Here is a 25,968-nt window from a genome sequence, read left to right as displayed (position 1 = left end):
ATTTTGAAATTCAAAAACTAACTTCCTTTTTTAATCATGCCCGCTGTCCCTTCATAACTTCCGTATAAACTAATTCAATATCGCTTTGTGTCCGCCTAAAGTCATCCCCATCATCAATCAGTCGACGTGCGACCTTGTATTCATCTTCTGGTTGTTGGACTTTGATGCTTTTTTCAGTATGATTGTCTACTATAAAAGCAGAATAACCTATATACTGCTTAAACAAATTTTTGGGTTCATCAAAAGCTTTTACTTGTCCATCATGAATAACTAGAAGTTTATCAGCTAACGCTTCAATTTCTTGTGCGTAGTGCGTGACCATCAGAACAGTCGTCTGGTGTTGCTTAAAATAGATTTTCAATTGACTAATTAGTGCTTGCCGACTTTCAAAATCAAGTCCCGTCGTCATTTCATCCAAAAATAGTAATTCTGGTTCTTGATAAAGTACCATAATCAAGCTCATTCGTTGTTTTTGCCCACCAGATAAATTTTTAAAATGAAGTGATAGTTGGTCACTAAAATCAAAAAAATTAATTAACTCAGTTAATTTTTTATCTCGCTTAATACGCGTGTTCAGCATGCCTTCTATCATTTTTTGATTTGTCATCGTATCAACGTAGTGCTGTTCCTGCATTAAGATGCCAACATCGTCGGTATCAATTCTCACCTGACCCTTAAAAGGAATCAACCCGAGACAGCTATTAACTAACGTCGATTTCCCTGAGCCAGATTTACCCATTACTCCTATAATCTCACCCTTATTGATGGATAGTTTTGGCACCGTTAAGGCAACTTTTCTTCCGTAAGACACACTTAAATTTTTTATGTTTAACATATATTATCACCCTTCTAATATTGGCTTTATTGTAGCAATTGAGGGCATAAAAAAACCGCTTTTGTGATAAGCGGTTGAATACAAGTAATGAAAATACCTGTTAATATAATTCACTGACATTACATAAATGCAAGTACAGCAAAGTTAAGCAAGAAGAATGCAGATACGATTAATAACACTGGTGAGACTTCCTTAAACTTTCCTAAAGCAAATTTCACGATAATAAAGAAAATGAAACCAGCAGCGATACCATAAGAAATTGAATAACTAAAGGCCATAAACACAGAAGTAAAGAAAGCAGGTAACGCAACTTCTAATGATTCCCATGAAATTTTCTTAAATTCGCCCATCATCATAATACCCACCAAAATAAGTAGTGGAGATGTAGCTGCTGTTGGCACAACACCAACCAAAGGAGCAAATAAGATCATTAAGGCAAATCCTGCAGCTGTTACGACATTGGCCAAGCCTGTTCTTGCTCCGGCTGCAACCCCTGATGCTGATTCAATGAAGGTTGTCGTATTTGATGTACCAACAATACCAGCAAATGCTGTTGTAAATGTATCAACAACTAGCGCACGATCCATTTTAGAGTTAAAGCCATTACTAGACTCAAATGACTTCTGATCTTCCTTTGAAAAAATGCCCGTTTGATTACCGATACCAATTAATGTGCCAATAGCGTCAAATAATCCGGTTAGGCCCATAGCAAAAATCGTAACTAACGCTAATGACGCATGATGCCAGTTATTAAATAAGCTGCCCAATCCTTGAGCACCTAATGATTGACCAAACACCTGCCCCAATTCACCGAAGGCATGGCTAACTGAGGTTCCAGCCCCAATATGCGTATTCGTAACACCCATTGGAATACCAATTAATGTGGTCACTATCAATGATATAAGGAATGCGCCAGGCACCTTTCGCATCACCAACACAACCAAAATAACAAAACCAATTAATGCTAATAAGGTACTAGCGTTGTTGAATTTAGTCAATTCTGGTGTTACACCACCATTGGCCAAGATGCTATTTACCGCACCATGTACTTCTCCAGTGAACGGTTTGCCATTTAGCGTCATAATATTGCTAGGATCAACAATAAAATTGATAAAACCGGCGTTTTTCAACCCTATATAAGTAACGAACAACCCAATTCCACCACCAATAGCCGCTTTTAATTCAGTTGGAATACCCTTAACAATTGCACGGCGACCATGTGTCAACGTAATGACAATATCCACTACACCAACTAAAAATACGATAGCCAATGCTTGCTGCCAGGTAAATCCGAAGCCAAACACGATAGTATACGTGAAGTATGCTTGCATGCCGATACCTGGTGCCAAAGCAAACGGTACATTAGCAAACAAGCCCATAAACAATGTACCAAAAACTGCTACTAGAATAGCCGCTAAAAATACGGCTTGTGTTGGCACACCAGCTTGCCCTAGAATTTGAGGGTTCAAAAAGAAAATATAGGCCATTGATACAAATGTCGTAATCCCAGCAATGATTTCACGACGGACAGTGGTTTTATTTTCTTTCAATTGAAATAATTTTTCCATTATTCTCTCCTATACAATTATGTAACTCATCAGCCTATTTGTATGAATACATCAATGGAAAATAAAAAATTGACGCACGAGTGGCTATCAATTAAATAACATGTTTATGATAGTTCCAGCATGGGTGCTGGCTAGAAACAATCGACCATTATTCGATACTATATCAGCTAAATTTCACATAGAATAGTCTAGCATTGATATCCAAAGAAGACAAGTGCTTAAACTGAAATGATAATAATTACTTGTCCAAAAATACTTATAAATAACTTGACGACTACTTAAAAACTTGATATTATATTATAGTCATCTGATACAGATTAACATTATTGACCATGGCTCGTTGGTCAAGTGGCTAAGACGCTGCCCTTTCACGGCGGAATCGAGAGTTCGATTCTCTCACGAGCTATATCAAGTCGCAACTCCGGTTGCGGCTTTTTATTATCTCTTCTTAAATAATCAACAATTCCTTTTATTTTAGACGTTGTCAGGCTTTTTTCTCCACGACGAATATGCTGACATTACTCAATCCTAATTCTATTGTTATGGAAATTATTTCAATTTTCAAAATAAACTGTGCTGATGATTTAAGGCTTAAAAAACATAGTCTCGACATACTATAATGTCAGAGCAAACAATCCGAGAAAAAATTATAGTATTTATTAACAAATTCGAATTATTTTTGTAAGCAAAAATAATTTCTAAATAAAAGGACAATAGTTATCCTTATCACAATTTTTAGCTTTTCGACATACATTTTAGTCAAAAATTGAGTTATAGTATTAAATATTAAACTAGATAAGGATCGCTTCCATATGAATAAAAAAGGTCTATTATTAGTCAACCTAGGCACCCCTGACTCCCCACATCCAGATGATGTGAAAGCATATTTAAAAGAGTTTCTATCAGATACCAACGTTATTCAAATGCCCAGACTACTCTGGCAACCCATTTTAAGAGGTAAAATTTTGCCTAAGAGATCGTTTAAATCAGCTGAACTTTACCAAAAAATTTGGCGAAAAGACGGTTCGCCATTAATGGTCTATGCGAAAAAACAAGTTGAGCAAGTACAGCAATTACAACCAAACTGGATTGTTCGTTGTGCAATGACTTATCGTAAGCCTAACATTGCAGAAACACTGAAAGAAATGCGTCTGGCGGACGCTGACGACATTGTTGTATTGCCACTGTTTCCCCAATATTCTGTTACATCAACACAATCAGTCATTGACCAAGTCCGTAAGGCCGACAAAAACATTAACATTGTTAAGTCATTTTACAACGATGAAGCCTATTTGGATTTATTAGCTAGAGACATTCGCGAGGCGTGGGCTAAAAACGATTATGATCGTTTAATCATTAGTTATCATGGTGTTCCCGAATCATATGTTCGTCGTGGTGACCCTTATGTTGACCACTGTACAGCAACCACACAAGGCGTTTTAGAGCGCGTTGGGCCGTTAACACCTGATAATACTCACCAGGTTTTCCAATCACGATTTGGGCCAACTGAGTGGGTCAAACCATACTTAAGTGACACACTAAGGTCACTGCCCAGCCAAGGTATCAAACGTGTCCTAGTAGCAACTCCAGCATTTGTAGCCGACTGCTTGGAAACCATCGAAGAAATTCACGTTGAAAATCATGATATTTTCAAACAGGCAGGTGGCGAAGTCTTTGATGTTGTCCAACCTTTTAATGAACATATTGATTTTTCCAAATATATTGCTTCTCTTGCGAATCGGCATTTTGCACAAAATTAATTCACAAATAAAAAACGCAATGAATGCCATTGCGTTTTTTATTTATTATTATAATTCAACGTTATGATAAACTTTTTGAACATCATCGTCAGATTCTAATACATCAATTAACTTTTCGAAAATTTCTAAGTCTTCGCCTGCCAGTGTCATTTCTGATTGTGGCAACATGCTGATTTCCGTAGTTGAGAAATCGCTCACACCACTTTCACGCAGAGCAGCAATTGCTTGATGCAAAGCAGTTGGTTCTGTATAAACAACAATATGATCATCTTGTTGTTCGGCGTCACGAACATCAACTTCAGCGTCTAGCAGTGTTTCCAACGTAGCATCGGCATCTTCACCCTCAAAAACAATCACGCCTGTTTCATCGAATAAATAACTAACAGAGCCAGCAGCACCGTAAGTTCCACCATTTTTATTGAAAGCTGTGCGCACATTTGTAGCTGTACGATTAACGTTTGATGTCAACGTATCTACAATAATCAATGAACCGTTTGGTCCAAATCCCTCGTAACGTCCCTCGATAAAGGTTTCATCCCCTGAACCCTTTGCCTTTTCAATGGCACGTTCAATAACGTGCTTTGGCACTTGTGCTTGCTTAGCACGTTCAATAACAAACTTTAATGTTGAATTAGCCTCAGGGTCTGGACTGCCACCTTGCTTCGCTGCAGCATAAATTTCAATGCCATACTTACTGTTAACTTTAGCGGCAGCACCATCAGTCTGCGCCTTCTTCATTTTAATGTTTTCCCATTTACGTCCCATGAGGTCACCTCTTTTAATTTACATCTTTTACTATTATAACCGTTTATGATGCTTTTGCACCACAAAATCATTACTTCACAATTCGATATTGTCCTGGTTTTAAGTCGGCAATATGATATTCACCAATATGTGTCCGTATCAAGCGTAGCGTTGGAATACCAACAGCTGCTGTCATACGGCGTACTTGCCGATTACGGCCCTCTTTTATTTTTAATTGAATAAAACTCGTTGGCTGGTTTTTACGAATACGGATTGGCTTCTCTCGTTCCCATAACCATTTTGGATAAGGAATACGTTTGACTTTAGCTGGTAAAGTTAACCCATCTTTTAACGCCACACCTTGCTCAAGTTGCTTTAGTTGTGACTTTGTTGGGACCCCTTCTACTTGAACAACATAAGTTTTATAGGCTTTATTATCAGGATCAGTCAATTCATGATTCAGTTTACCGCTATCAGTCAGCAATAATAGGCCCTCACTGTCCATGTCCAAACGACCAGCGGCATAAACCCGTGGAATATCAATGTAGTCAGCCAAAGTTGGTCGCCCTTCAGCATCAGTAAACTTAGTTAAAACATTGTACGGTTTATTGAATAGTACAATCATGTTTTTCAATTGCGTCCTTTTCATTGTAAAAAAATAAGCAAACCTCAGATGATTTGCTTTGCAAGATATGCATAATAGTGCCGACGAGAGGATTCGAACCTCCGACCCCAGGTTTACGATACCCGTGCTCTACCAACTGAGCTACGTCGGCGAAACTCCGACTGCCGGGCTCGAACCGGCGACAACCTGATTAACAGTCAGGTGCTCTACCAACTGAGCTAAGTCGGAATGACGTTGCTAACACAACTATATTATTATGCCATGAGTGAGAAAATCTGTCAACAGTTTATCACATAAAAAAGAAGCAAATCAAGATGATTTGCTTCTCATAAAACTCCGACTGCCGGGCTCGAACCGGCGACAACCTGATTAACAGTCAGGTGCTCTACCAACTGAGCTAAGTCGGAATGATGTCGCTAACACAACTATATTATTATAACTAATTGTGTAACGACTTGTCAATGATTTATTATTCTGGACGCATTGTTGGGAACAACACAACGTCACGAATTGTGTCAGAATCAGTCAATAACATGACCAAACGATCAATACCAACACCAAGTCCACCTGTAGGTGGCATACCATATTCCAAAGCTTCTATGAAGTCTTCATCAATACCTTCAGCTTCGTCATTACCATTCTCACGTTCAGCCGCTTGAGCCTCAAAACGTGCACGTTGGTCAATAGGATCGTTTAACTCAGTAAAGGCATTCGCATACTCGCTACCCATAATAAACAATTCAAAACGATCAGTAAAACGAGGATCATCAGTATTTTTCTTAGCGAGTGGTGACACTTCAACTGGATGTCCATAAACAAATGTTGGCTGTACCAAAGTGTCCTCAACGAACTCTTCAAAGAATGCGTTGATAATGTGACCAACACCCCAGTATTTTTCATACTTAACATGCTTATCATCTGCTAATTTTTGCGCATCCTCAACAGACATTTCCTGCCAAAAATCAATACCAGTTTGTTCTTTAATCAAGTCAACTAAATGCTTGCGCGCAAACTTTGTACCAAGATCAATTTCAGTTCCCTGATAAGTAATTTTCAAGTCATCTGAGACGACAGAAGCGGCAGCTTTGAAAATACCTTCAGTTTCGTCCATAACATCTGTAAAGTCCATATAAGCTGCATATGACTCCATTGTTGTAAACTCAGGATTGTGCTTTGGATCCATACCCTCATTACGGAAAATACGGCCAATTTCATATACACGTTCCATGCCACCCACAACCAAACGCTTTAAGTACAATTCTGTTGCGATACGCATGTACATATCAATATTCAAAGCATTATGATGTGTGATAAATGGACGGGCTGCAGCACCACCGGCTTCAGTTTGCAAAATTGGCGTTTCAACCTCAAGGAAATCATTTCTATCCATATATGCACGAATAGCAGAAATGATATGTGAGCGTTCTTGGAACTTTTTGAAAGAATCTTCATTGGCAATCAAATCCAAGTAACGCTTACGATACCGTGTTTCAACATCAGAAATACCATGGAACTTATCAGGCATTGGACGAAGAGCCTTAGATAAATGTGTTAATTCTGTAGCCAAAACTGTTAATTCACCAGCTTCAGTCTTCATCATAATTCCCTTGATTCCAAGGAAGTCACCCAAATCTGCTCTTTTAATAATCGGATAATTATCTGCTAAATCATCACGTCTTGCATAAACCTGAATTTTTCCAGAAACATCACGAAAATCAGCGAAAATAACTTTACCTGCGCCACGCTTTGCAACCATACGACCTGCAATAACAACTTCATGTTTTGCATTCTCTAACTCTTCTAAAGAGCTGGCATCATATAGATTATGCAGTTCTTGCGCTTTTGCTGTACGTTCAAATCGCTTACCGAATGGGTCTAAGTGTAAATCACTAACGATTGTTGCCAACTTTTGTCGACGCGCTAGCATTTGATCATTAAGGGCTTTTTCTTCAGCCATTTGTATAAAATCCTTCCCTATTGCGCGTTTTTTAAATACACGCCTACTAACTAAATATCATACCAAAAAAAAACAATAATCTCAAAGTCACTCGTTATTTTTTTCAATCTGCTTCAAAATTTCGGATAATTGTTCCTCTGTGAAAAAGTAACGCTTTCCGGAGAACTTTCCCACAATTTCAGCGCCATGGTCTTCTTTGATCATTGCCTGAATTTCAGATGCTGGAAGTGTGAGCAACATTTTAGCATAAGCGTCTTTGGATGGCTCTGCGGCCAAACCGATGCCAGCTGTTTGAAGGATCTCAACTTCACCTTTCCCAAAAATTTCTTCAAGCACTTCTAATGGCGTATATCTTTCTTGAATCATTTCAGAAAGTGGTTTCATATTTTTTAGAGCTACCTCAAGTTGATCAATTGCTTCATCAGTAGCGTCAGGTAGCGCCTGAACAAGAAAGCCACCTGCTCCAGCAACCGTATCATCACTGTTCATATAAACGGAAACACCTATAACCGATGGTGTTTGCTCTGATTGTGCTAAGTAATATGTAAAATCGTCCCCAATTTCTCCGCTAACCAATTGACTCTGACCTATGTAAGGATCAGAATAGGGAGCAAACTTTGTAACCTGTAGAAAGCCATTTTTTCCAACAGCTTTAGCCACATCAAGCTGTCCCGCTTCATTTATAAGTGTCTCAAGGTTAGGGTTGGTTACGTAGCCACGCACACTTCCTTTAGCATCAGATTCTACTACAACATTGCCAATTGGTCCGCGTCCATTAATTTTTGTTGATAAGGTTTCTTCACCTTTCAAAACGGCCTGAGCTGTCAAGGTCGTGGCCAACAAACCACGTCCAAGAACAACAGCAGCAATACGCGATGTTTCGTGGATTTGCGCTGCCTGATGGACGAGATTGGTCCCATTTATGGCAAACGTACGAAAATACTTGTTTTTAGTAATTGCTTTGATAAATTGATCTGCCATAATTTTCCCTATGTTTAATTTAATATTTTTTATTTAACAGTTTATTACTTTTGTATTTGCTAAACACATGACAAAATAAAAAGTCGACGTCACCGTCAACTTCTATTTTACTTATTTTCTGTATTATTGTCATCTGTTTCTGACTTATCTGTTGAATCAGTATCCTCATTTTTGGACTCTGAGTGATCGTCAGATGACTTTTCTTCATCTTGTTTTTCAAAGCGTTGTTCAGCTTGTGAATCCTTAGCATCAGCAGCAGCTTTTGCTTCTTCAAACGACTTTGCTTTTGCAAGCTCTGTATCATCTTGGATATCCTTACGAGTAAAGGTTCCTGTTAGATAAATATCCTTGATTTGCTTTTCATCTAATGTTTCAACTTCAAGTAGAGCCTCAGCAATTGCTGTCAATTTGTCTTTATTGTCGCGCAATATAGCAATAGCATCATCAAATGCTTCACGTGCCAAACGACGTACTTCCTCGTCAATCAAACGAGCTGTTTCTTCAGAGTATGCACGGTTACCAGCTTGATCAGCATAGCCAACGCTAGCATTACCTTCAAGTTGAACCATGCCTAACTTATCAGACATTCCGAAAGCCGTAACCATTTGACGAGCCAAACCAGTTGCTTGTTGGAAATCATTTGACGCGCCTGAACTAGCTTCGTTAAACATAAATATTTCTGAGGCACGACCACCCATCAAACCTGCCAGTTGCTCCTTAGCCTCTGAATATTTTAAGTTATATCGATCATTCTTAGGCGTCATTAAGGCATAACCACCAATGCGACCACGCGGAACAATAGTAACTTTTCGAACGACTGAAGCTTCTGAACGAACTAATCCTACTAACGCATGACCAGCTTCATGATAGGCAGTTGTACGACGCTCTGATTCAGACATGTTATGGTTTGTCTTGGCTGGACCTTGGAAAATACGATCTTCAGCCTCATCAATATCTGCAGCATCAACTTTGGACTTGTTTCGACGGGCAGCAAGTAATGCCGCTTCATTTAACAAGTTTTCCAAATCCGCTCCAACATACCCTGGAGTTTGCTGAGCAATAGCTTTCAAATCAACATTGTCTGCCAATGGCTTGTTCTTTGCATGGACGTTTAAGATTGCTTCACGTCCTTTAACATCCGGCGCTCCAACTAAAATCTTACGATCGAAACGACCTGAACGAAGCAACGCTGGATCTAAGACATCAGAACGGTTAGTAGATGCTAAAATAATAACACCTTCAGAACCTTCGAAACCGTCCATTTCTATCAAAATTTGGTTCAAAGTCTGCTCACGCTCATCATTACCACCGCCCATGCCTGTTCCTCGACGACGGCCAACTGCATCAATTTCATCAATGAAGATAATGGCTGGCGCAGATTTCTTAGCATTTTCAAATAAGTCACGAACACGGGATGCACCAACACCAACGAACATTTCTACGAAATCTGATCCTGACATTGAGAAAAATGGTACGCTAGCTTCACCAGCAACAGCTTTGGCCAAAAGCGTTTTACCTGTTCCGGGAGGTCCCTCTAGCAATACACCCTTTGGTATGCGGGCCCCTAAGTTCACAAACTTCTTTGGCGCTTTTAGAAATTCAACAACTTCAACCAGTTCTTGCTTTTCTTCTTCGGCACCAGCAACATCAGCAAAACGTACTTTGTTATCCTTGGGATCTGAAGGTTTAGCTTTGGATTTACCAAAGCTCATCATGCCACCTTGACCACCTTTTCCGCCACCAGCTTGGTTCATCATCAGGTAAAATACCGCAACAATCAACAAAACGGGTACTAAGGATACCAACAAGTTTAACCAAAATCCAGAATTTTCAGCTTGTTTAGTCACTAATTCTGTTTTAGTCTTTGTAGCAGCGTCTGTCACTGACTTTAGCGACGCATCATTGGGTAGCAAAGTTGACGTAAACTTAGTTACCTTTTGTGTAGGTTGGAATAAACTAAGTCCCTTATCCTTGGTTGCTGTTTGTGCCTTCTTATACGTTCCAGTAACATTATAGATGCTGTTACCAGGCTGTACTGTAACTGACTTCAATTCTTTATCATTCAGTGCTTTAATAAATTCACTTGATGTAATCGTTTTCGTGGTTGTCTTATCGTTACCAAACAAGCCGTAAACCATTCCTACAACAGCAAGAAATATGAAAATATAGAATACACTGCTTCGTAAGAAGCCACCTTTATTATTGTTCATTGTATTTCCTCAATTCTTGTTCGAAGTTTATTTAGTGTATACTTCTTTTTTCAAAATACCGACATAAGGTAAATTGCGGTAGTGCTCTTCATAGTCAAGGCCGTAACCAACTACGAATTCATTACGGACATTGAATCCTGCATAGTCAGCATCAACTTCGACTTTTCGACCTTCAATCTTATCAAGTAAAGTCGCTACTTTAATTGATTTTGCACCACGTTTCGCAAGTAATTCTTTCAAAAAAAGTAATGATTGTCCAGTATCGACAATGTCTTCTAAAATGATAACATCTCGTCCTCGAACATCTGAGCGAACGTCTGTTACGAGCGTTATTTCATCAGAACTTGAGACACCGCCATGATAACTAGAGATTTTTATAAATTCTAGTTCAGCATATAAATCTACTTCGCGCAGTAAATCAGCTGTCCAAAGGTAGGCGCCTTTCAGCACTGATAAAAACAAAGGCGTTGAACCCGCATAATCTTGGGTAATTTGTTTTCCTAAACGCTCTGCCGCTTTTTGAATACTTTCTTGGTCATACAACACTTCTTGTATATCGTTATCCACTTAGGTTTCCTCAATTTGACATACGAGCCAATATGGCTGTGTATTTTCTTTAACAGCAAAATCCGCATTTACACGCCACTGATTACTGCGTAAATGCACTGCAATTACTTCATCATCGGCTGTCGCAAGAACCCACATCATTGTACGTTCTTGCGGCGTCAGTTTCTCATCAATTGCTAAACGTCGTAAATTTTTATGGCCGTTTATGAGAGCAATTTTATCACTCGCTTTTGCTGGGCGCAAGCTTAGATATGGTAATGAACGCGTAAGCTGAAACTTGATAAATGATTGGCCGTTCATAGGGACATTATCAGTCCACATGAACGTTGTTTTTGCAAAAGAATGCCATTGATTCAATTTTAACATAACTGGCGTCAAAACTTGCGCCATATTTTGTTGTTTTTGTATACTAATTTTTTGATAATTTTTTATGAACTCAAAATTATCTGCCAGAGCAATTTTTCCATTCGGTTTATGGGTATTGCTCAACAATTGAATCATTTGCTGCAGTTGATTTTCTTTAATGTTAAATAGCTTATTTTTTTGGAGCCAATATTTCAGTGTTGGTAGTTGCCAAAGTGTAGGAATCTTCTGCCAGTCTTGAATATCATTAGCGTATATTTTAGCCTGATTATCAATTAACCGCTGTTGTTGTAAAATTTGTGCGGCCATATTATTAATATGTCTGACGGCTCGTTGATTAATAGTTGTTAATTTTGGTAAAACATCGTTACGCAATAAATTTCTCGGCGTATAATCAACGTCAAAGTTCGTTTTATCCTGACGCCACCCCAACTGATTATCCTGTGCATAAGTAATTAGTTCTTGTTTAGTTATCGACAAAAAGGGCCTAATAACTTTATGGTTCTTTGTTTGCATGCCACCCATTTGTTGTAGTCGCCCTCCTCGTATCATCTTAAGAAGGACTGTTTCTGCTTGATCGTCTGCATGATGGGCAACAGCGATTGTATTCGTGTGATACTTTTGAGCTAACTCCTCAAAAAAATCATAACGAAATTGACGAGCTGCTTTTTCCACTGCATGGTCAGGAATATGTTGCCAAACCTGTTCTTCAAATATGGCACCAGTTTGAGTCGCAAGCTGCCGAACGAAGTCAGCATCATCATCACTTTCCTCACGTAACCTGTAATTCACGTGTGCAATAACAAGGTTGGCCTTAGTTTTTGACAACGCATGAACTAGAACTACGGAGTCAACACCACCAGAAACTGCAACGATAACTGTCTCTGGCCAATTATACTGTTGTATAGTTTGCAAAATTTTTTCTGTCATATACGAAAAAGGCACCCCTAGGGCGCTTCCTTAATTATTATCGGATGGTAAATTATAAACAAGTTCTCCTTGCTTTGAATAACCATATTTGTCTCGTAGTAGTTGCTGTAAATACGTTGCGTCTTTTAAACGTTTTGTATCAGCAGTTAAATCAGTATTGGTTTTTTGGACTTTTTCCAAACGATCTTGTGTATTCGTTAGTTCTTGATTAGCCGCATGCAACTTCACTTGGCCTATCAAGAGTTGCACAACAAAAATTATCGCTATCAACCCGCCAAAAAGAAGAATTTTTTTCTCCCGTCGCGCGTGCGCCTTGCGATAATGTTTTGCCGCTTCCGAGTTAGCACGTTCTGATTTTTTAATTTCACGTGCTATCGCTGGGTTTAACGGTGTAATATTTGATTGTCTTCTTTTAAAATTACCCGCCATAGTGAATTCTACCTAATGTAATTTTGTCACGTTCTTTATCATTTTACAATAATATTTAAACTAACTTAAACATTTTGGCTATTATTCGTCACCAATTTTACGAAAATCTTGCTGAAATTTCTCACTAATAACTTCATACATGTCAGCAGATTCTTCTTTTTTGGTTGTTTCAACAATTTTGAGTACTTTAACTGTCAGCGTTTTGTTTCCAAAACGTACTTCTAATTCATCATTTGTGGACACATCTGATGATGACTTAGCAACTTTACCGTTAATTGAGATTCGTCCTTGGTCAGCAATCTCTTTGGCGACCGTCCGACGCTTAATTAACCGCGAAATTTTAAGATATTTATCTAAACGCATATTCTTCTCCTATATTTAATGATGAAGTTCATTTAATGTTTTTGCTGATAATTTATTAATAATGACTAACAAAAAGTTCCGTAAAATATTGAGCCAGATACTACTTTCTGCGACATCGTTTACAGTGAAGATCACTTGTAAATTACCTTCTTCTGTTCGTACAGCTGCTTTTAACGGCACGTCAACCATTGTCTCAAATATGGCTTCTCCAGCTAAGTTTTTCGTAGCTATTTCATTAAATGTCATAATTAATTGTTTTCTTTGGCGTCGTATATTCGTAATTTGTGACTGATCAGCTAACTGCTTAATTTGACCTACGAGCAATAATCGGGCCACCTCATCTGGCATTTCACCAAAGCGGTCAAGCATATCAGACTCAATGTCTTCAAATTCTGCATCAGTCCTAGCCTGACGAATGCGAGAATATAATTCAATTTTTTGTGCATTATCACTAACATACTCATCTGGCAAATAAGCTAGCACACCTAAGATTAATTCTGCATCCGTTTCTGGTTGGCTTGTCGTAACTTGTTTTCCCTGTTTTTGTGCCACAGTATCTTTCAACATTTGAGTATACATGTCATAACCCACTGAATCAATAAATCCGTGTTGTTGTTTACCGAGCAAATCACCTGCACCACGAATACTTAAATCACGCATAGCTATTCTGAAACCTGAACCGAGTTCCGTGAAATCGCGTATGGCCTCAAGTCTTTTCTCGGCTTCTTCTGAGGGTGTACGCGTAAATGGATAAGTAAAATATGCATATGCTAAGCGTGTCGAACGCCCAACACGACCACGCAATTGATAAAGCTGTGCCAACCCCATATGATCAGCATTTTCGACAATTAAAGTATTTGCATTAGGGATGTCGACACCTGTTTCAATAATTGTGGTTGTTACTAGAACATCATATTGTCCATTCAAAAAGTCATATAGGATACTTTCAAGCTGTGTTTCTGACATCTGCCCATGAATTGCAGCTACACGCGCCGAAGGAATTAATTCTTCTATTTGACTAACAATACGGTCTAGGTCAGCAACACGATTGTGTAGATAAAAAACTTGACCGTTACGTGCAATTTCTTTTTCAATCGCATCACGAACTATTTTCCAATCCATTGCCAAAACATAAGTTTGAATTGGATATCGGTTTGCAGGTGGTGTTTCAATGACAGATAAATCACGGGCGCCCACCATAGCCATATTAAGCGTACGTGGAATTGGTGTTGCAGTCAATGTTAGGACATCAACACTTGTTCGTAACTGTTTTAGTCTTTCTTTATGTTTAACACCAAACCGCTGCTCTTCATCTATGATTAGTAAACCAAGATCTGAAAAGTCCACATCTTTGCTCAACAAACGGTGCGTACCGACAACTACATCGATTTCGTGATTTTGAAGCTGCTCAATAATCATTTTGTTCTGGGTTGGCGTTTGAAAACGACTTAATACGCCAATTTTAATTTCTGGAAAATCACTAAATCTAGCCAACATTGTTTCATAATGTTGTTGAACCAAAATTGTAGTTGGCGCTAGAAAGGCGACTTGTTTACCAGAATGAGCAGCTTTAAAAACAGCACGCAAGGCAACCTCAGTTTTTCCAAAGCCAACGTCTCCCACAAGTAACCGGTCCATTGGTCGCAGCTTTTGCATATCAACTTTAATTTCTTCAATACTGCGAATTTGATCAGGTGTTTCTGGGTAACCAAAAGAATCATCAAACTTAATTTGGGCATGATCATCCGGTGGAAAAACGTACCCTTGCTGCGCTTCACGTTTAGCGTATAACTCTAATAAATCATCAGCAATATCTTCAATTTTTGCCGCAACTTGTCTTTTTGTTTTAGCCCACTCACTACCACCCAATTTGTTTAACTTAGGTTTCTTAGCAACATCAGATGCACCAACATATTTTTGAATAAGATTGAGTTGTGTGACAGGAATAAATATTTTCGCATTTTGCTGATAAGCAATTGTTAGATAATCCTGTTTTCCACCGTCAGCTTCAATTGTTTGCAAGCCTTCATAGCGACCAATACCATGATTAATATGAACAACGTAATCGCCCACATTCAATTCATTATAAGATTTCAAACGCTCTGAGTTAGCAATTTTGCGGGTTCGCGGTGCGGAATGCTTTGCTTGTGTAAATAGTTCATGTGTAGTTAGTACGGTCAAATGTAATTTTGGCCATTCAAATCCAGCTGATAGCTCACCTGGCATAATTTGTACTTGGTTTTTCACTATATCTCGCGTCTCAGTGACCGGTACTTCTAATTCAGATAAACTACGAGAAAAGTTAGCCCGTCGTTTAGCGTCAGGAATTAATAACACCATTGTAATACCAGATTCCTGTGCATATATTAAATCATTTTTCAAGGCAGGAATTTGTCCATAATACTGATTTGCTGGGCGCGTTGTCACTTCTTCAACATTGGTAAACTTAATTCGGTTGAGTCCACGCTGAAAATTAGCTAAGTAGATTGTCGCATGTTGATTACTTGCTAATAAATCGGTGATTTCAGTTCGCCAAGTTTGTTTTGGTAATAACTGATACGCTTCAATTTGCTGCTCAATCCATTCCTGATCACGTGTCATTTGCTGAAGTCGCGTTTCCATTAATCGTGTGTATTCATCAATGATGATTAACGAATCAGTTGGAAAATAGTCAAGTAGGGTTGTCTGGCCATCAAAGAAAAAAGGAGCATATGGCACTAACACACTACCTCGTTCTCGTTCGTTCAACATATACTGTGTGGGAGCAAAGCCATCCGTGGCATGCTTTTTATCAACCCCGCTTAGATTGGTGCGGTAATCGCTAAAAGCGTTTTCAATCGCTAACTTAGCCTGGTCATACTGATGCTCTGATACGATAAAATCTGTCGCCGGTTCAATATTGATTTCGTCAAAACTAGTGGTACTTTTTTGGGTCGCAACATCAAAGCTCTTTAATTGGTCCAATTCATCATCAAAAAAGTCAAGTCGAATAGGATCATCAAAGGTAATTGGATAAACATCAACAATTGATCCTCGATGTGCGAATTCACCTGGTGTTTGAACTAATTTAGTTGGCGTATATCCCATCATCATTAAAGTGTTTTTAATGACATTCAAATTGTAAGCATCCCCAACTTTAACATGTAAATGTGCTTGTTCTAGTGACTGCTTTTTAGGTACCAAACGTTCTGCACCTGCCAAACTTGTAACCACAATAATAGGTTTTTCTGTTTTTAAGGCAAGTAATGTTTGTACGCGTTGTAGTCGTAATTCAGAAGAACTAATTGCCATTTCTGTGGCAATAGACTCTTCTGCTGGAAAGTTGTAGACCAGATCTTCAAGCAAAGATGACAGATCATCGAAAAATTGATCAGCATGCACTTGCGTGTCAGATATAATCAACATTGGTCGGGGATTTTTACGGTATAAGGCAGCAATACTAGCCGCACGAGCGGTGCCATTCACGCCTAAAAGCAACTGTGCTGAGCCCACAGTTGCCTGTTCGTTAAGTTTTTTAATTGTTACTGTGTCACTTAAAAAGTCTATTAATGTCATTTATCCATTATATCGATTACTTAGTTCAGGTGCTGTGGCACCTTGAATCCAATCCGCTATCGCTTGCGTACTGCGGTTCAACATTGCGTCTATGTCTGGTTTTTCTGCTGCAGTAAATTTTCCTAAAACATAATTAACAACTACATTTTGCTCATGAACAGGATGCCCTAGTCCAAATTTCAAACGCAGAAATGTCTGGGAACCAGTATGCGTCATGATGCTTTTTAAGCCATTATGACCACCCGCCGATCCTTTCGCACGAAAACGCATTTTACCAAATGGTAGATCCATATCATCAACCAATACTAATACATCATCAACATCTCCGTCGTAATAGTCCAGAATGGCTCGAACGGCTTTACCAGAATCGTTCATGTATGTTGTTGGCTTAACCAACATGACTGATTCTCCGCCTATGATTGTCTTAGCAACCAAAGCAAATTGCTTACTTGGAGAAAATGACATATGATTTGCTGTCGCAAAAGCATCAACAGCCATAAAGCCAATGTTGTGGCGTGTTTGGTCGTATTCTGCACCAATATTTCCAAGTCCAAATATAAATTTCACGTTTCTATTCCTCATAAAGCATTCTAAAATAATCTAACCTCCAGTATACCACGCACACACTACAATTTTGTGTTATCATATTGTATGGCTATTTAATGATAAAAAAATTAGATTAGGACAGGATAATGTTTCAAAAATCTTTGGTAATCCCTAAATCGGAGTTAACAACCGTAACCGAAAATGCAACAATTCAAGAAGTGTACGATATTTTTAATGACCCAGAAAACGCACACACACGCACCATGCCTATTCTTGACGAATCAGGCAAGCTTTTTCGTGGTAATGTCTATAAACAACACGTTTTTGAACACGTTGCAAAAAACGGGAATATGAACTTACCTGCAACAGCCATTATGCGCAACTCAACAAAATTCATTTACACGAATAGTAAATTTTATGAAGTTTTTTTTGCGATTAGAGATTTACCATTTATTGCTGTCTTAGATGAAAATCATCAGTTTTATGGTATTTTTACGCACGATGCTTTAATGGACTTATTGTCACAAAGTTGGTCAGTCCGTTCTGGGGGTGTTGCCATAGCTATTTCAACACATAACACTCAAGGGGATTTGAGCAAAATTTCTAAAATCATCACACGCTATTCAAATATTGAATCACTACTTACCATTCAATCTGAGCTTAAACCCTTAACTGTTCTCTTCACGCTTCCCTTGCAAGAAGATAGCGAGCAATTGGAAAAACTTATCAAACGCTTAGAAAAGAAAGGTTATCATGTTTCAAGCGTCGAAAATTTAAATCGTTTTAGATAATAAGTAATATACAAAAACACCGCACCAAGGTAATAAAACCTTGATATGGTGTTTTTTTCATGTATTGCGTATTACTTTGTTGCTGGTTTTTCACCTGATTTTGTTAAAATACCATCAATGAAACCATATTCCAATGTTTCTTCAGCACTCATCCAATTATCACGTTCAGTGTCGCGGCCAATTACCTTCAAATCCTTACCTGAAGCATCAGCTAAAATTTTGTTCAACTTGGCACGTGTCTTCGTCAATTGTTCTGCAATGATTGCCATGTCAGTTTGCTGTGTTCCACCGGCAGCACCGCCCATTGGTTGGTGGATGAGGTATTCAGCATTTGGCAACATAAAACGATGCCCTTTTTCACCGGATGCAGCAATGATTGTTCCCATTGATGCCGCTAGGCCCATTACAATAGTTGTTACTGGTGCCTTAATGAAATTCATTGTATCAGTGATTGATAATCCAGCTGTCACCGATCCTCCGGGTGAATTGATATACATAGAAATTTCTTTTGTTGGATCTTGAGCTTCTAAGAATAGCAATTGCGCAACGATTGATGTTGCCATACTATCTTCAATTTCGCCCTGTACCAAAATAATACGATCTTTTAACAAACGTGATGGTAAATCATAATTTTCACGTCCATTGGCAGTTTGTTCAATAACTCCTGGCCACATATATTTTACCTCATATCTTAGAGTGGTTAATTTAATAATTAACTTATATATATTTTAGCACATTAGAGACGAGAGTGCTAAAAAGTTTTACAACTTTGTTAAATCATAGTCTATACCTTGCTCAATCATTGTTGCCAGTTGTGTTAATTTACGCATGCGATGGTTAGCACCTGATTTACTAATATCTAGTACTTCACCTAATTCTGCCAACGTTTCATCAGGATATTCTAATCTTGCCTTCGCGATGTCACGCAGTTTTTTTGGTAATATGTCTAGACTACCCAATGTATCAATAATTAAATTAATCTGACTAACTTGTTTATTAGCTGCGATTGCTGTTTTTTGCATGTTTGCTGTTTCAGCATTGACCAGGCGATTAACTGAATTACGCATATCACGCATCATACGAATATCCTCAAACTTGAGCATAGATTGAGTCGCACCAATTGTTTGCAAAAAGTCCACGATTTTTTCTGCGCGTTTCAAATAGACAATAAAACCATTACCTCGCTCAGAAATTTTTGATGGCAAATCAAATTCTTGCATCATTATCATCAATTGCTCAGCTAGTTCTTCGTGGGTCGTATAAATTTCCAAATGATAGTTAGCTCGTTCTGGTGAATTAACTGATCCAGCAGCCAAAAAAGCACCGCGTAAAAAAGAACGCCGTTTGTCAACTTGATTTAGCATACGCGGAGGTACTTCTGGATGTAAGCCAAATGGATCAATACCTAAATCATCCAGTACCTCATCAATCTTAGTTTTTAGTAATACCCCATAGGATTTGTGTTGTGATAAATGATTGTGATCTGTTACGCTGACTTCAACTTCAACTTCAACGTAAGTTTCTTTTAAGAGTGTATAAATTCGACGGGCAATGGCAGCGTTTTCAGTTTGTACCCGAATTGTTTGATCAAAACCAAGGGTACTAACCCCGTTCATTCTCATTAAAGCTGCCAACTCAGCTTTTGCATTTCCGGCATGAACAATCAAACCAGTCAGCTCTTTTTTACATCTGCTGCATATGACATTTAGCACTGCTCCAAAATTTTCAATAATTCTTCAGTAATTTTTTGACCATCATGAAATGCACCAGCGTCACGTAACTGCAAAAAATCACCTGAAATTTGAGTTGCTCCTTGAACCACAACTGCCTGCTCGTCAAGCTTCACCTGATTAGAAACCTCATTCCACTTTTGAAAGTCGACAAAATCATCAGGAACCTTTTCACTATTTGAAATGACATAGTCAATTGCTTGCATGCCAATATGTGCATTTAAAGCAAGGAGATGTTGTGCATCTGTATAAGCATCAGTTTCGCCCTTTTGAGTCATAATGTTGGCAATGTAAACTTGCTTGGCTTTAGTGAGCTGTAATGCCTCACGGACTTCAGGCACAACTACATTAGGTAAAATTGATGTAAACAGACTTCCGGGACCATAGACAATTAAGTCCGCACTCAAAATCGCTTCAACAACCTCTGGAGCAGCTTTAGGCTCTTCACCCGGTTCATCACCTGTTACCCAAACATGGTCTATTGTTTGATGTGCATGTGTTATTTCAGCTTCTCCAGCAACTGTGTTGCCATTCTTAAATTCAGCATGTAGCACTAGAGGCTCGTTAGAAACAGGATAAATATGCCCTTGAACATGCATAAAATTAGCTAGATATTGCACCGCATCAAAAATATTTCCATGCATTTCAGTCATCGCAGCGATAATTAGATTTCCAACAGCGTGCTTGGCAAAAAAATCATCTTTTGCATCAAAACGATACTGCATAACCTTTAAAAATTCCGCGTCCGTATCTGCCATTGCTACGAGGATATTTCTAATATCTCCGGGAGGTACTATATTAATGTAGTTTCGTAGTAGTCCACTTGATCCACCATCGTCAGCCACTGTCACAATTGCTGATAAATCAACTTCTTGTTTCACAAGCGGCTTGATAATTACAGGTAGACCCGAACCACCACCAATAATGACGATTTTGGGTTTCATATAATAGTTAACCTTCCATATACTTACATTCATTTTAACACAAAACCACCCAACAAATTGCTAGGTGGTTTTAGTCGTTGCTTGAGAGATTTCTTGTTTAAGCTCGTGACAAATCGCGCTCAATTACTTCTTTCAAGTACTTACCGGTATAAGATCCTGCCGTTTTCATCACCTTTTCAGGTGTGCCGGCGACCAAAACTTTTCCACCACCAGCGCCGCCTTCTGGACCCATGTCAATTATCCAATCAGCTGACTTAATCACATCCAAGTTATGCTCAATAACTACAATAGTATTGCCAGCATCTACTAGCCGTTCCAGCACTTCTAGCAAGCGAGCAATGTCGTCAGTATGTAAACCAGTAGTTGGTTCATCCAGAATATAAATTGTTTTACCATTAGTGCGTCGATGAAGTTCCGATGCCAATTTCATACGTTGGGCTTCACCACCTGACAAGGTCGTTGCAGATTGCCCTAGTTTTACGTAACCCAAGCCCACATCATTAATCGTTTGTAGCTTTTTAGCAATTTTTGGAATAGGCGTGAAAAATTCAAGTGCCTCTGAAGCAGTCATGTCTAAGACTTGTGATATATTTTTGCCTTTATAGGTAACTTCCAACGTTTCTGAATTATAACGAGTACCACCACAAACTTCACAGGCTACATACACATCAGGCAAGAAATTCATTTCTATTTTGATCACACCATCGCCACGACAATTCTCACAACGACCACCTTTTGTGTTAAATGAAAAGCGTCCTTTGTTGTATCCACGCATTTTAGCTTCATTTGTTTGTGAAAACAAATCACGAATATCATCGAATACACCTGTATAGGTCGCAGGATTAGAACGTGGTGTACGTCCAATTGGTGATTGATCAATATCAACTATTTGTTCTATATTTTCAGTGCCCTCAATCGATCGATACGCACCTGGTTTTTCAGAGTTATTATTTAGTTTTTGTTTCAAAGCTCGCTTCAACACTGTATTGACTAATGTTGATTTACCAGAACCTGAAACACCTGTTACCGCAACAAACTTTCCTAGAGGTATCTTTGCAGTAATGTTTTTTAAGTTATTTTCTTTGGCGCCTTTCACCGTAATCCAGTTGCCATTCCCTTTTCGGCGCTTGGCAGGTATTGCAATAAATTTTTTCCCAGATAAATATTGTCCAGTTAATGAGCTTTTGTTGGCTTCAACTTCAGCTGGCGTGCCACTAGCCACAATAGTACCGCCCAAAGCACCAGCACCCGGGCCGACATCTATCAAATAATCAGCCGCACGCATTGTATCTTCATCGTGCTCGACAACAACTAAGGTATTTCCTAAGTCACGCATACGATGCATTGACTCTAGCAACATATCATTGTCACGCTGGTGCAAACCAATGGAAGGTTCATCTAAAACATAAAGAACTCCTGATAAATTAGATCCAATCTGAGTAGCCAAACGAATTCGCTGAGATTCTCCGCCAGAAAGCGTTCGTGCTGAACGAGAAAGTGTTAAATACTTTAAACCTACGCTTTGTAGGAAGCCAAGACGATCCTTAATTTCTTTGATAATAGGCGAGGCAATCTCACTATCCTGTTGTCCCAAGGAAACACTATTAAAAAATGCCAATTCTTGATCAACCGGTAACTCCGACACCTCACCAATATGTTTGCCATTAATTTTGACTGAAAGTGCGGCCTTGTTTAGGCGATAACCGCCACAGGCTTTACACTTTAATTCTGTCATATAATGAGTCATTTGCTCGCGCGTGAAATCTGAATTTGTTTCCGTGAAACGGCGAGCAATGTTATTTATTACTCCCTCAAAGGGATATCAACATCACGAACCCCGCCAAAATCATTTTTATAATGGAAGTGAAAATCCTTTTCATCAGAACCATTCAGAATTAAATCTTGTTGTTTTTTAGGAAGTTTATTAAATGGTGTGTCCATGTCAATAGCAAATTGCTCAGCAAATTGACGCAACATTTCCGGATAATAATTGGATGATATTGGGTTCCATGGCAGAATAGCTCCCTCATTCAAGGTTTTCGCATCGTCCGGAATTACTAAATCAATATCCACTTCGCGCGTGACACCCAAACCTTGACAAAACTCACAAGCTCCTAATGGTGCATTGAAACTGAACAAGCGCGGTTCTAATCGCCCTGCACGAAAATCCTTCAACTCTCCAAGATAGTGGTCAGAAAACTTTAATGGTGCAACTGGATTTTCATCATCACGAGTTACCACATCAAGTTCAACTTGGCCGTCATTCAAACGAACAGCTGCTTCAATCGAGTCAAATAGACGTGACCGAGAATTGCCACGTAAAACAATTCGATCGATCATAACGTCAATGTCGTGAGGCTTGTTTTTATTAAGACTCAACTGCTGTGAATCAATCTCAATAATATCTCCATCTACACGAGCTCGAATATATCCCTGTTTGCGCATATGGTCAAATGCTGTTTCATGCGATCCGCGTTTTCCTCTAATTATTGGTGCAAATACTTGTAATCTCGTACCCTCAGGCAGGTTATTCAATGTATATTCAACCATTTGATCGATTGTATACATAATTTTTGTACCATCTTTTGGATCATCCGGTCGCCCAACACGTGCGTATAGTAAACGGAAGTAATCATTGATTTCAGTCACTGTACCAACGGTTGAGCGTGGATTATTAGATGTTGTTTTTTGGTCGATAGAAATAGCAGGTGATAAACCATCAATAGAATCGACATCTGGTTTGTCCATTTGACCTAAAAATTGGCGTGCGTAAGAACTTAAACTTTCCACGTAGCGCCTTTGCCCCTCTGCGTATAGGGTATCAAAAGCTAATGATGATTTACCTGATCCAGATAGACCAGTAACGACTGTGAGTTGATTTTTAGGAATATTTACATCAATATTTTTTAAATTATGAGCGCGAGCACCGCGTATTTCGATATGATCTTTTGCCATTATTTTCTCTTTTTCGTTTATATCAGTTCAATTAAAGATTAGCACGTGTTTTTAATTCCATTACCGTATCGCGTAATTGAGCTGCCTCTTCAAAGTCAAGTGCCTTAGCAGCCGCCTTCATTTGACTCGTCATATTATCCACAATAGACTGTTGCTCATCTTTAGGTAAGTCGTTAAACGCCACCTTTGTCAAATCAACAACTTTTTCTTCAGTAGCAGCATGTGTGACAGATATCAGGTCACGAATATCTTTCTTAATTGTTTTCGGTGTAATACCATGTTGCGTATTATATTGCATCTGAATTTCTCGCCTGCGGGCTGTTTCATCAATAGCTTCAAGCATGGATCTAGTCATCTTATCCGCATACATGATAACGTGTCCATTTTCATTACGTGCGGCACGGCCAATAGTTTGGATTAATGAACGTGGATTACGCAAAAATCCTTCTTTATCAGCATCCAATATAGCTACTAAGGATACTTCAGGAACATCAATCCCCTCACGCAATAAGTTAATACCAATTAAAACATCATATTTACCCAAGCGTAAATCACGGATAATTTCCGTACGTTCAAGTGTTTTGATATCCGCGTGCAAATAAGCTACTTTTATTCCCAAATCCTTCAAATAATCAGTTAGGTCCTCAGCCATACGTTTGGTTAACGTTGTGATAAACACACGTTCATCACGCTCCGATCGCTTCGTTATTTCCCCGACCAAGTCATCAATTTGTCCCATAACAGGTCGCACTTCAACTTCTGGATCAAGCAACCCCGTTGGTCGAATAATTTGTTGAATAACGTGTTTTGAATCGACACGCTCATTTTCATAATCACCAGGTGTCGCTGACATATAAATAATCTGGTTAACGTGTTTTTCGAATTCAGGAAGTTTTAATGGCCGATTGTCTAATGCGCTTGGCAAACGAAAGCCATAGTTAACCAACGTTTCTTTTCTAGCTTTATCCCCATTAAACATACCGCGAATTTGTGGCATGGTAACATGACTTTCATCAATAACAATCAAAAAATCATCTGGAAAAAAGTCAATCAATGTAAATGGTGGTTCACCCGCTTGACGACCATCCATCCAACGTGAGTAGTTTTCAATGCCGCCAACAAATCCCATTTCTTCGAGCATCGCCAAATCATACTCTGTACGTTGTTTAATACGCTGCGCCTCTAATAACTTACCTTCTTTTTTGAATAGCTCAACCTGAGTGTTCATTTCTTGACGGATACCGTCCAATGCCACTTGCATTTGGTCGTCATCGGTCATAAAATGTTTTGCTGGAAAAATAGCTACATGGTCACGTTCTGCTATTGTTTCTCCTGTCAAAGAATTAATTTCTCGGATACGATCAATTTCATCACCAAAAAATTCAATTCGCAAAGCCATTTCATCTTGGGAGGCAGGAAAAATTTCGATCACGTCACCACGAACACGAAACGTTCCACGATGAAAATCAATGTCATTACGAGTAAACTGCACATCAATCAAATCACGCATTAATTGATCACGCTCATATTCATATCCAACACGCAAACTGATAACATGATCCTTATATTGGTGCGGATCTCCTAAACCAAAAATAGAACTGACGGAAGCAACTACAATGACATCATTACGTTCAAGTAACGAACTAGTCGCGGAGTTTCGTAGTTTATCGATTTCATCATTCACAGCTGAATCTTTTTCAATAAACGTATCAGAACTTGGGACATAAGCTTCAGGCTGATAATAATCATAGTAAGAGACAAAATATTCTACTGCATTGTTAGGAAAAAATTCTTTTAGCTCACCATATAACTGCCCAGCTAAAGTCTTATTGTGACTTAAAACCAACGTTGGCTTTTTTACTTCCTTAATAACATTTGAAATGGTAAATGTTTTACCTGTTCCCGTAGCTCCGAGTAATATCTGTTCTTTAACATGATTGTTAATTCCACCAACTATTTTTTCAATGGCTTGTGGCTGGTCACCGGTTGGTTCATATTTAGACTTAATTTCAAATTCATGTTCTATCTGTCGCTCTATCATTGACGTTCTCTTTTCATAAATCTGCTCAGTATTATTTCACAATTAATACACTATCATCCCATTATAACAAAAAA

The 25,968-nt window shown here is 38.7% G+C and carries 18 protein-coding genes, 4 tRNA genes and 2 pseudogenes; 3 read left to right on the top strand and 21 right to left on the bottom strand.

Annotated features, from left to right (window positions below; translation table 11 throughout):
* Positions 1-34 precede the first annotated feature (34 nt).
* Both HFP47_RS00700 and HFP47_RS00695 read right to left on the bottom strand, forming a co-directional pair.
* Positions 35-835, bottom strand: a complete 801-nt coding sequence (locus HFP47_RS00700; RefSeq protein ID WP_115230943.1) for an ATP-binding cassette domain-containing protein — start codon at positions 833-835, stop codon at positions 35-37.
* A gap of 119 nt (positions 836-954) precedes the next feature.
* Positions 955-2,403: an NCS2 family permease gene (locus HFP47_RS00695; RefSeq protein WP_011679267.1), complete on the bottom strand. Its 1,449-nt coding sequence runs from the start codon at positions 2,401-2,403 to the stop codon at positions 955-957.
* Between the two features lie 334 nt (positions 2,404-2,737).
* Between HFP47_RS00695 and HFP47_RS00690 the strand changes: the two genes are divergently transcribed.
* Together HFP47_RS00690 and hemH are read left to right on the top strand one after the other, a co-directional pair.
* Positions 2,738-2,809, top strand: a tRNA-Glu gene (locus HFP47_RS00690).
* Between the two features lie 406 nt (positions 2,810-3,215).
* The gene (gene hemH, locus HFP47_RS00685) at positions 3,216-4,163 is read left to right on the top strand and encodes a ferrochelatase (RefSeq protein WP_179875906.1); all 948 of its coding nucleotides are present in this window, start codon (positions 3,216-3,218) and stop codon (positions 4,161-4,163) included.
* 48 nt (positions 4,164-4,211) lie between these two features.
* Here hemH and HFP47_RS00680 read toward each other — a convergent pair whose 3' ends face one another.
* The 14 genes from HFP47_RS00680 to pth form a co-directional block, all read right to left on the bottom strand.
* Positions 4,212-4,928, bottom strand: coding sequence for a YebC/PmpR family DNA-binding transcriptional regulator (locus tag HFP47_RS00680; protein WP_004164706.1), 717 nt, complete (start codon positions 4,926-4,928; stop codon positions 4,212-4,214).
* Positions 4,929-4,998: 70 nt separating this feature from the next.
* Complete coding sequence (locus tag HFP47_RS00675) at positions 4,999-5,532, bottom strand: rRNA large subunit pseudouridine synthase E (protein WP_011679265.1); 534 nt, start codon at positions 5,530-5,532, stop codon at positions 4,999-5,001.
* Positions 5,533-5,610: 78 nt separating this feature from the next.
* A tRNA-Thr gene (locus HFP47_RS00670) sits at positions 5,611-5,683 on the bottom strand.
* Between the two features lie 4 nt (positions 5,684-5,687).
* Positions 5,688-5,760: transfer RNA gene (locus HFP47_RS00665), tRNA-Asn, on the bottom strand.
* A 106-nt stretch (positions 5,761-5,866) separates the two neighbouring features.
* Positions 5,867-5,939: transfer RNA gene (locus tag HFP47_RS00660), tRNA-Asn, on the bottom strand.
* Between the two features lie 62 nt (positions 5,940-6,001).
* Complete coding sequence (lysS, locus tag HFP47_RS00655) at positions 6,002-7,489, bottom strand: lysine--tRNA ligase (protein ID WP_042250941.1); 1,488 nt, start codon at positions 7,487-7,489, stop codon at positions 6,002-6,004.
* A gap of 87 nt (positions 7,490-7,576) precedes the next feature.
* Entirely contained in the window at positions 7,577-8,470 is an 894-nt protein-coding gene (hslO, locus tag HFP47_RS00650; protein WP_042250944.1) for an Hsp33 family molecular chaperone HslO, read from the bottom strand.
* A 107-nt stretch (positions 8,471-8,577) separates the two neighbouring features.
* The gene (gene ftsH / locus HFP47_RS00645; RefSeq protein ID WP_011679262.1) at positions 8,578-10,680 is read right to left on the bottom strand and encodes an ATP-dependent zinc metalloprotease FtsH; all 2,103 of its coding nucleotides are present in this window, start codon (positions 10,678-10,680) and stop codon (positions 8,578-8,580) included.
* Between the two features lie 27 nt (positions 10,681-10,707).
* Entirely contained in the window at positions 10,708-11,247 is a 540-nt protein-coding gene (hpt, locus tag HFP47_RS00640; protein ID WP_010277907.1) for a hypoxanthine phosphoribosyltransferase, read from the bottom strand.
* Positions 11,248-12,540 (bottom strand): tRNA lysidine(34) synthetase TilS, encoded by a 1,293-nt coding sequence (tilS, locus tag HFP47_RS00635; RefSeq protein ID WP_050884233.1) that lies wholly within the window; start codon positions 12,538-12,540, stop codon positions 11,248-11,250. It lies immediately after the preceding gene.
* A 30-nt stretch (positions 12,541-12,570) separates the two neighbouring features.
* A complete protein-coding gene (locus HFP47_RS00630) occupies positions 12,571-12,969 on the bottom strand; it encodes a septum formation initiator family protein (protein ID WP_011679260.1) in 399 nt (132 codons plus the stop codon).
* Between the two features lie 81 nt (positions 12,970-13,050).
* On the bottom strand, positions 13,051-13,332 hold the full coding sequence (locus tag HFP47_RS00625; RefSeq protein WP_004164715.1) for an RNA-binding S4 domain-containing protein: 282 nt from the start codon (positions 13,330-13,332) through the stop codon (positions 13,051-13,053).
* A 15-nt stretch (positions 13,333-13,347) separates the two neighbouring features.
* Positions 13,348-16,887: a transcription-repair coupling factor gene (gene mfd / locus HFP47_RS00620; RefSeq protein WP_179875905.1), complete on the bottom strand. Its 3,540-nt coding sequence runs from the start codon at positions 16,885-16,887 to the stop codon at positions 13,348-13,350.
* Positions 16,888-17,454 carry an aminoacyl-tRNA hydrolase gene (pth, locus tag HFP47_RS00615; RefSeq protein ID WP_115230939.1) on the bottom strand — a complete coding sequence of 189 codons (567 nt, stop codon included), beginning with the start codon at positions 17,452-17,454 and terminating at the stop codon, positions 16,888-16,890. It lies immediately after the preceding gene.
* Positions 17,455-17,579: 125 nt separating this feature from the next.
* On the opposite strand from pth, the gene cbpA reads away from it, so the two are divergent.
* The gene (cbpA, locus tag HFP47_RS00610; protein ID WP_011679258.1) at positions 17,580-18,224 is read left to right on the top strand and encodes a cyclic di-AMP binding protein CbpA; all 645 of its coding nucleotides are present in this window, start codon (positions 17,580-17,582) and stop codon (positions 18,222-18,224) included.
* 71 nt (positions 18,225-18,295) lie between these two features.
* Here cbpA and HFP47_RS00605 read toward each other — a convergent pair whose 3' ends face one another.
* The 5 genes and pseudogenes from HFP47_RS00605 to uvrB all read right to left on the bottom strand — a co-directional run bounded on the left by HFP47_RS00605 (position 18,296) and on the right by uvrB (position 25,894).
* Positions 18,296-18,898, bottom strand: a complete 603-nt coding sequence (locus HFP47_RS00605) for an ATP-dependent Clp protease proteolytic subunit (protein ID WP_004164719.1) — start codon at positions 18,896-18,898, stop codon at positions 18,296-18,298.
* An 87-nt stretch (positions 18,899-18,985) separates the two neighbouring features.
* Positions 18,986-19,929, bottom strand: a pseudogene (whiA, locus tag HFP47_RS00600) (DNA-binding protein WhiA).
* On the bottom strand, positions 19,930-20,898 hold the full coding sequence (yvcK, locus tag HFP47_RS00595; protein WP_011679256.1) for a gluconeogenesis factor YvcK family protein: 969 nt from the start codon (positions 20,896-20,898) through the stop codon (positions 19,930-19,932). It abuts the pseudogene before it with no gap.
* 97 nt (positions 20,899-20,995) lie between these two features.
* Positions 20,996-23,853 (bottom strand): annotated as a pseudogene (uvrA, locus tag HFP47_RS00590) (excinuclease ABC subunit UvrA).
* Between the two features lie 31 nt (positions 23,854-23,884).
* A complete protein-coding gene (uvrB, locus tag HFP47_RS00585; protein WP_218925547.1) occupies positions 23,885-25,894 on the bottom strand; it encodes an excinuclease ABC subunit UvrB in 2,010 nt (669 codons plus the stop codon).
* Positions 25,895-25,968: the final 74 nt, after the last annotated feature.

This window comes from Leuconostoc sp. DB-1 (assembly GCF_013414845.1).
Classification (GTDB): Bacteria; Bacillota; Bacilli; order Lactobacillales; family Lactobacillaceae; genus Leuconostoc; species Leuconostoc mesenteroides.
Note: the sequence above shows the minus strand (reverse complement) of the source record. Positions and strands in the feature narration are given on the sequence as shown.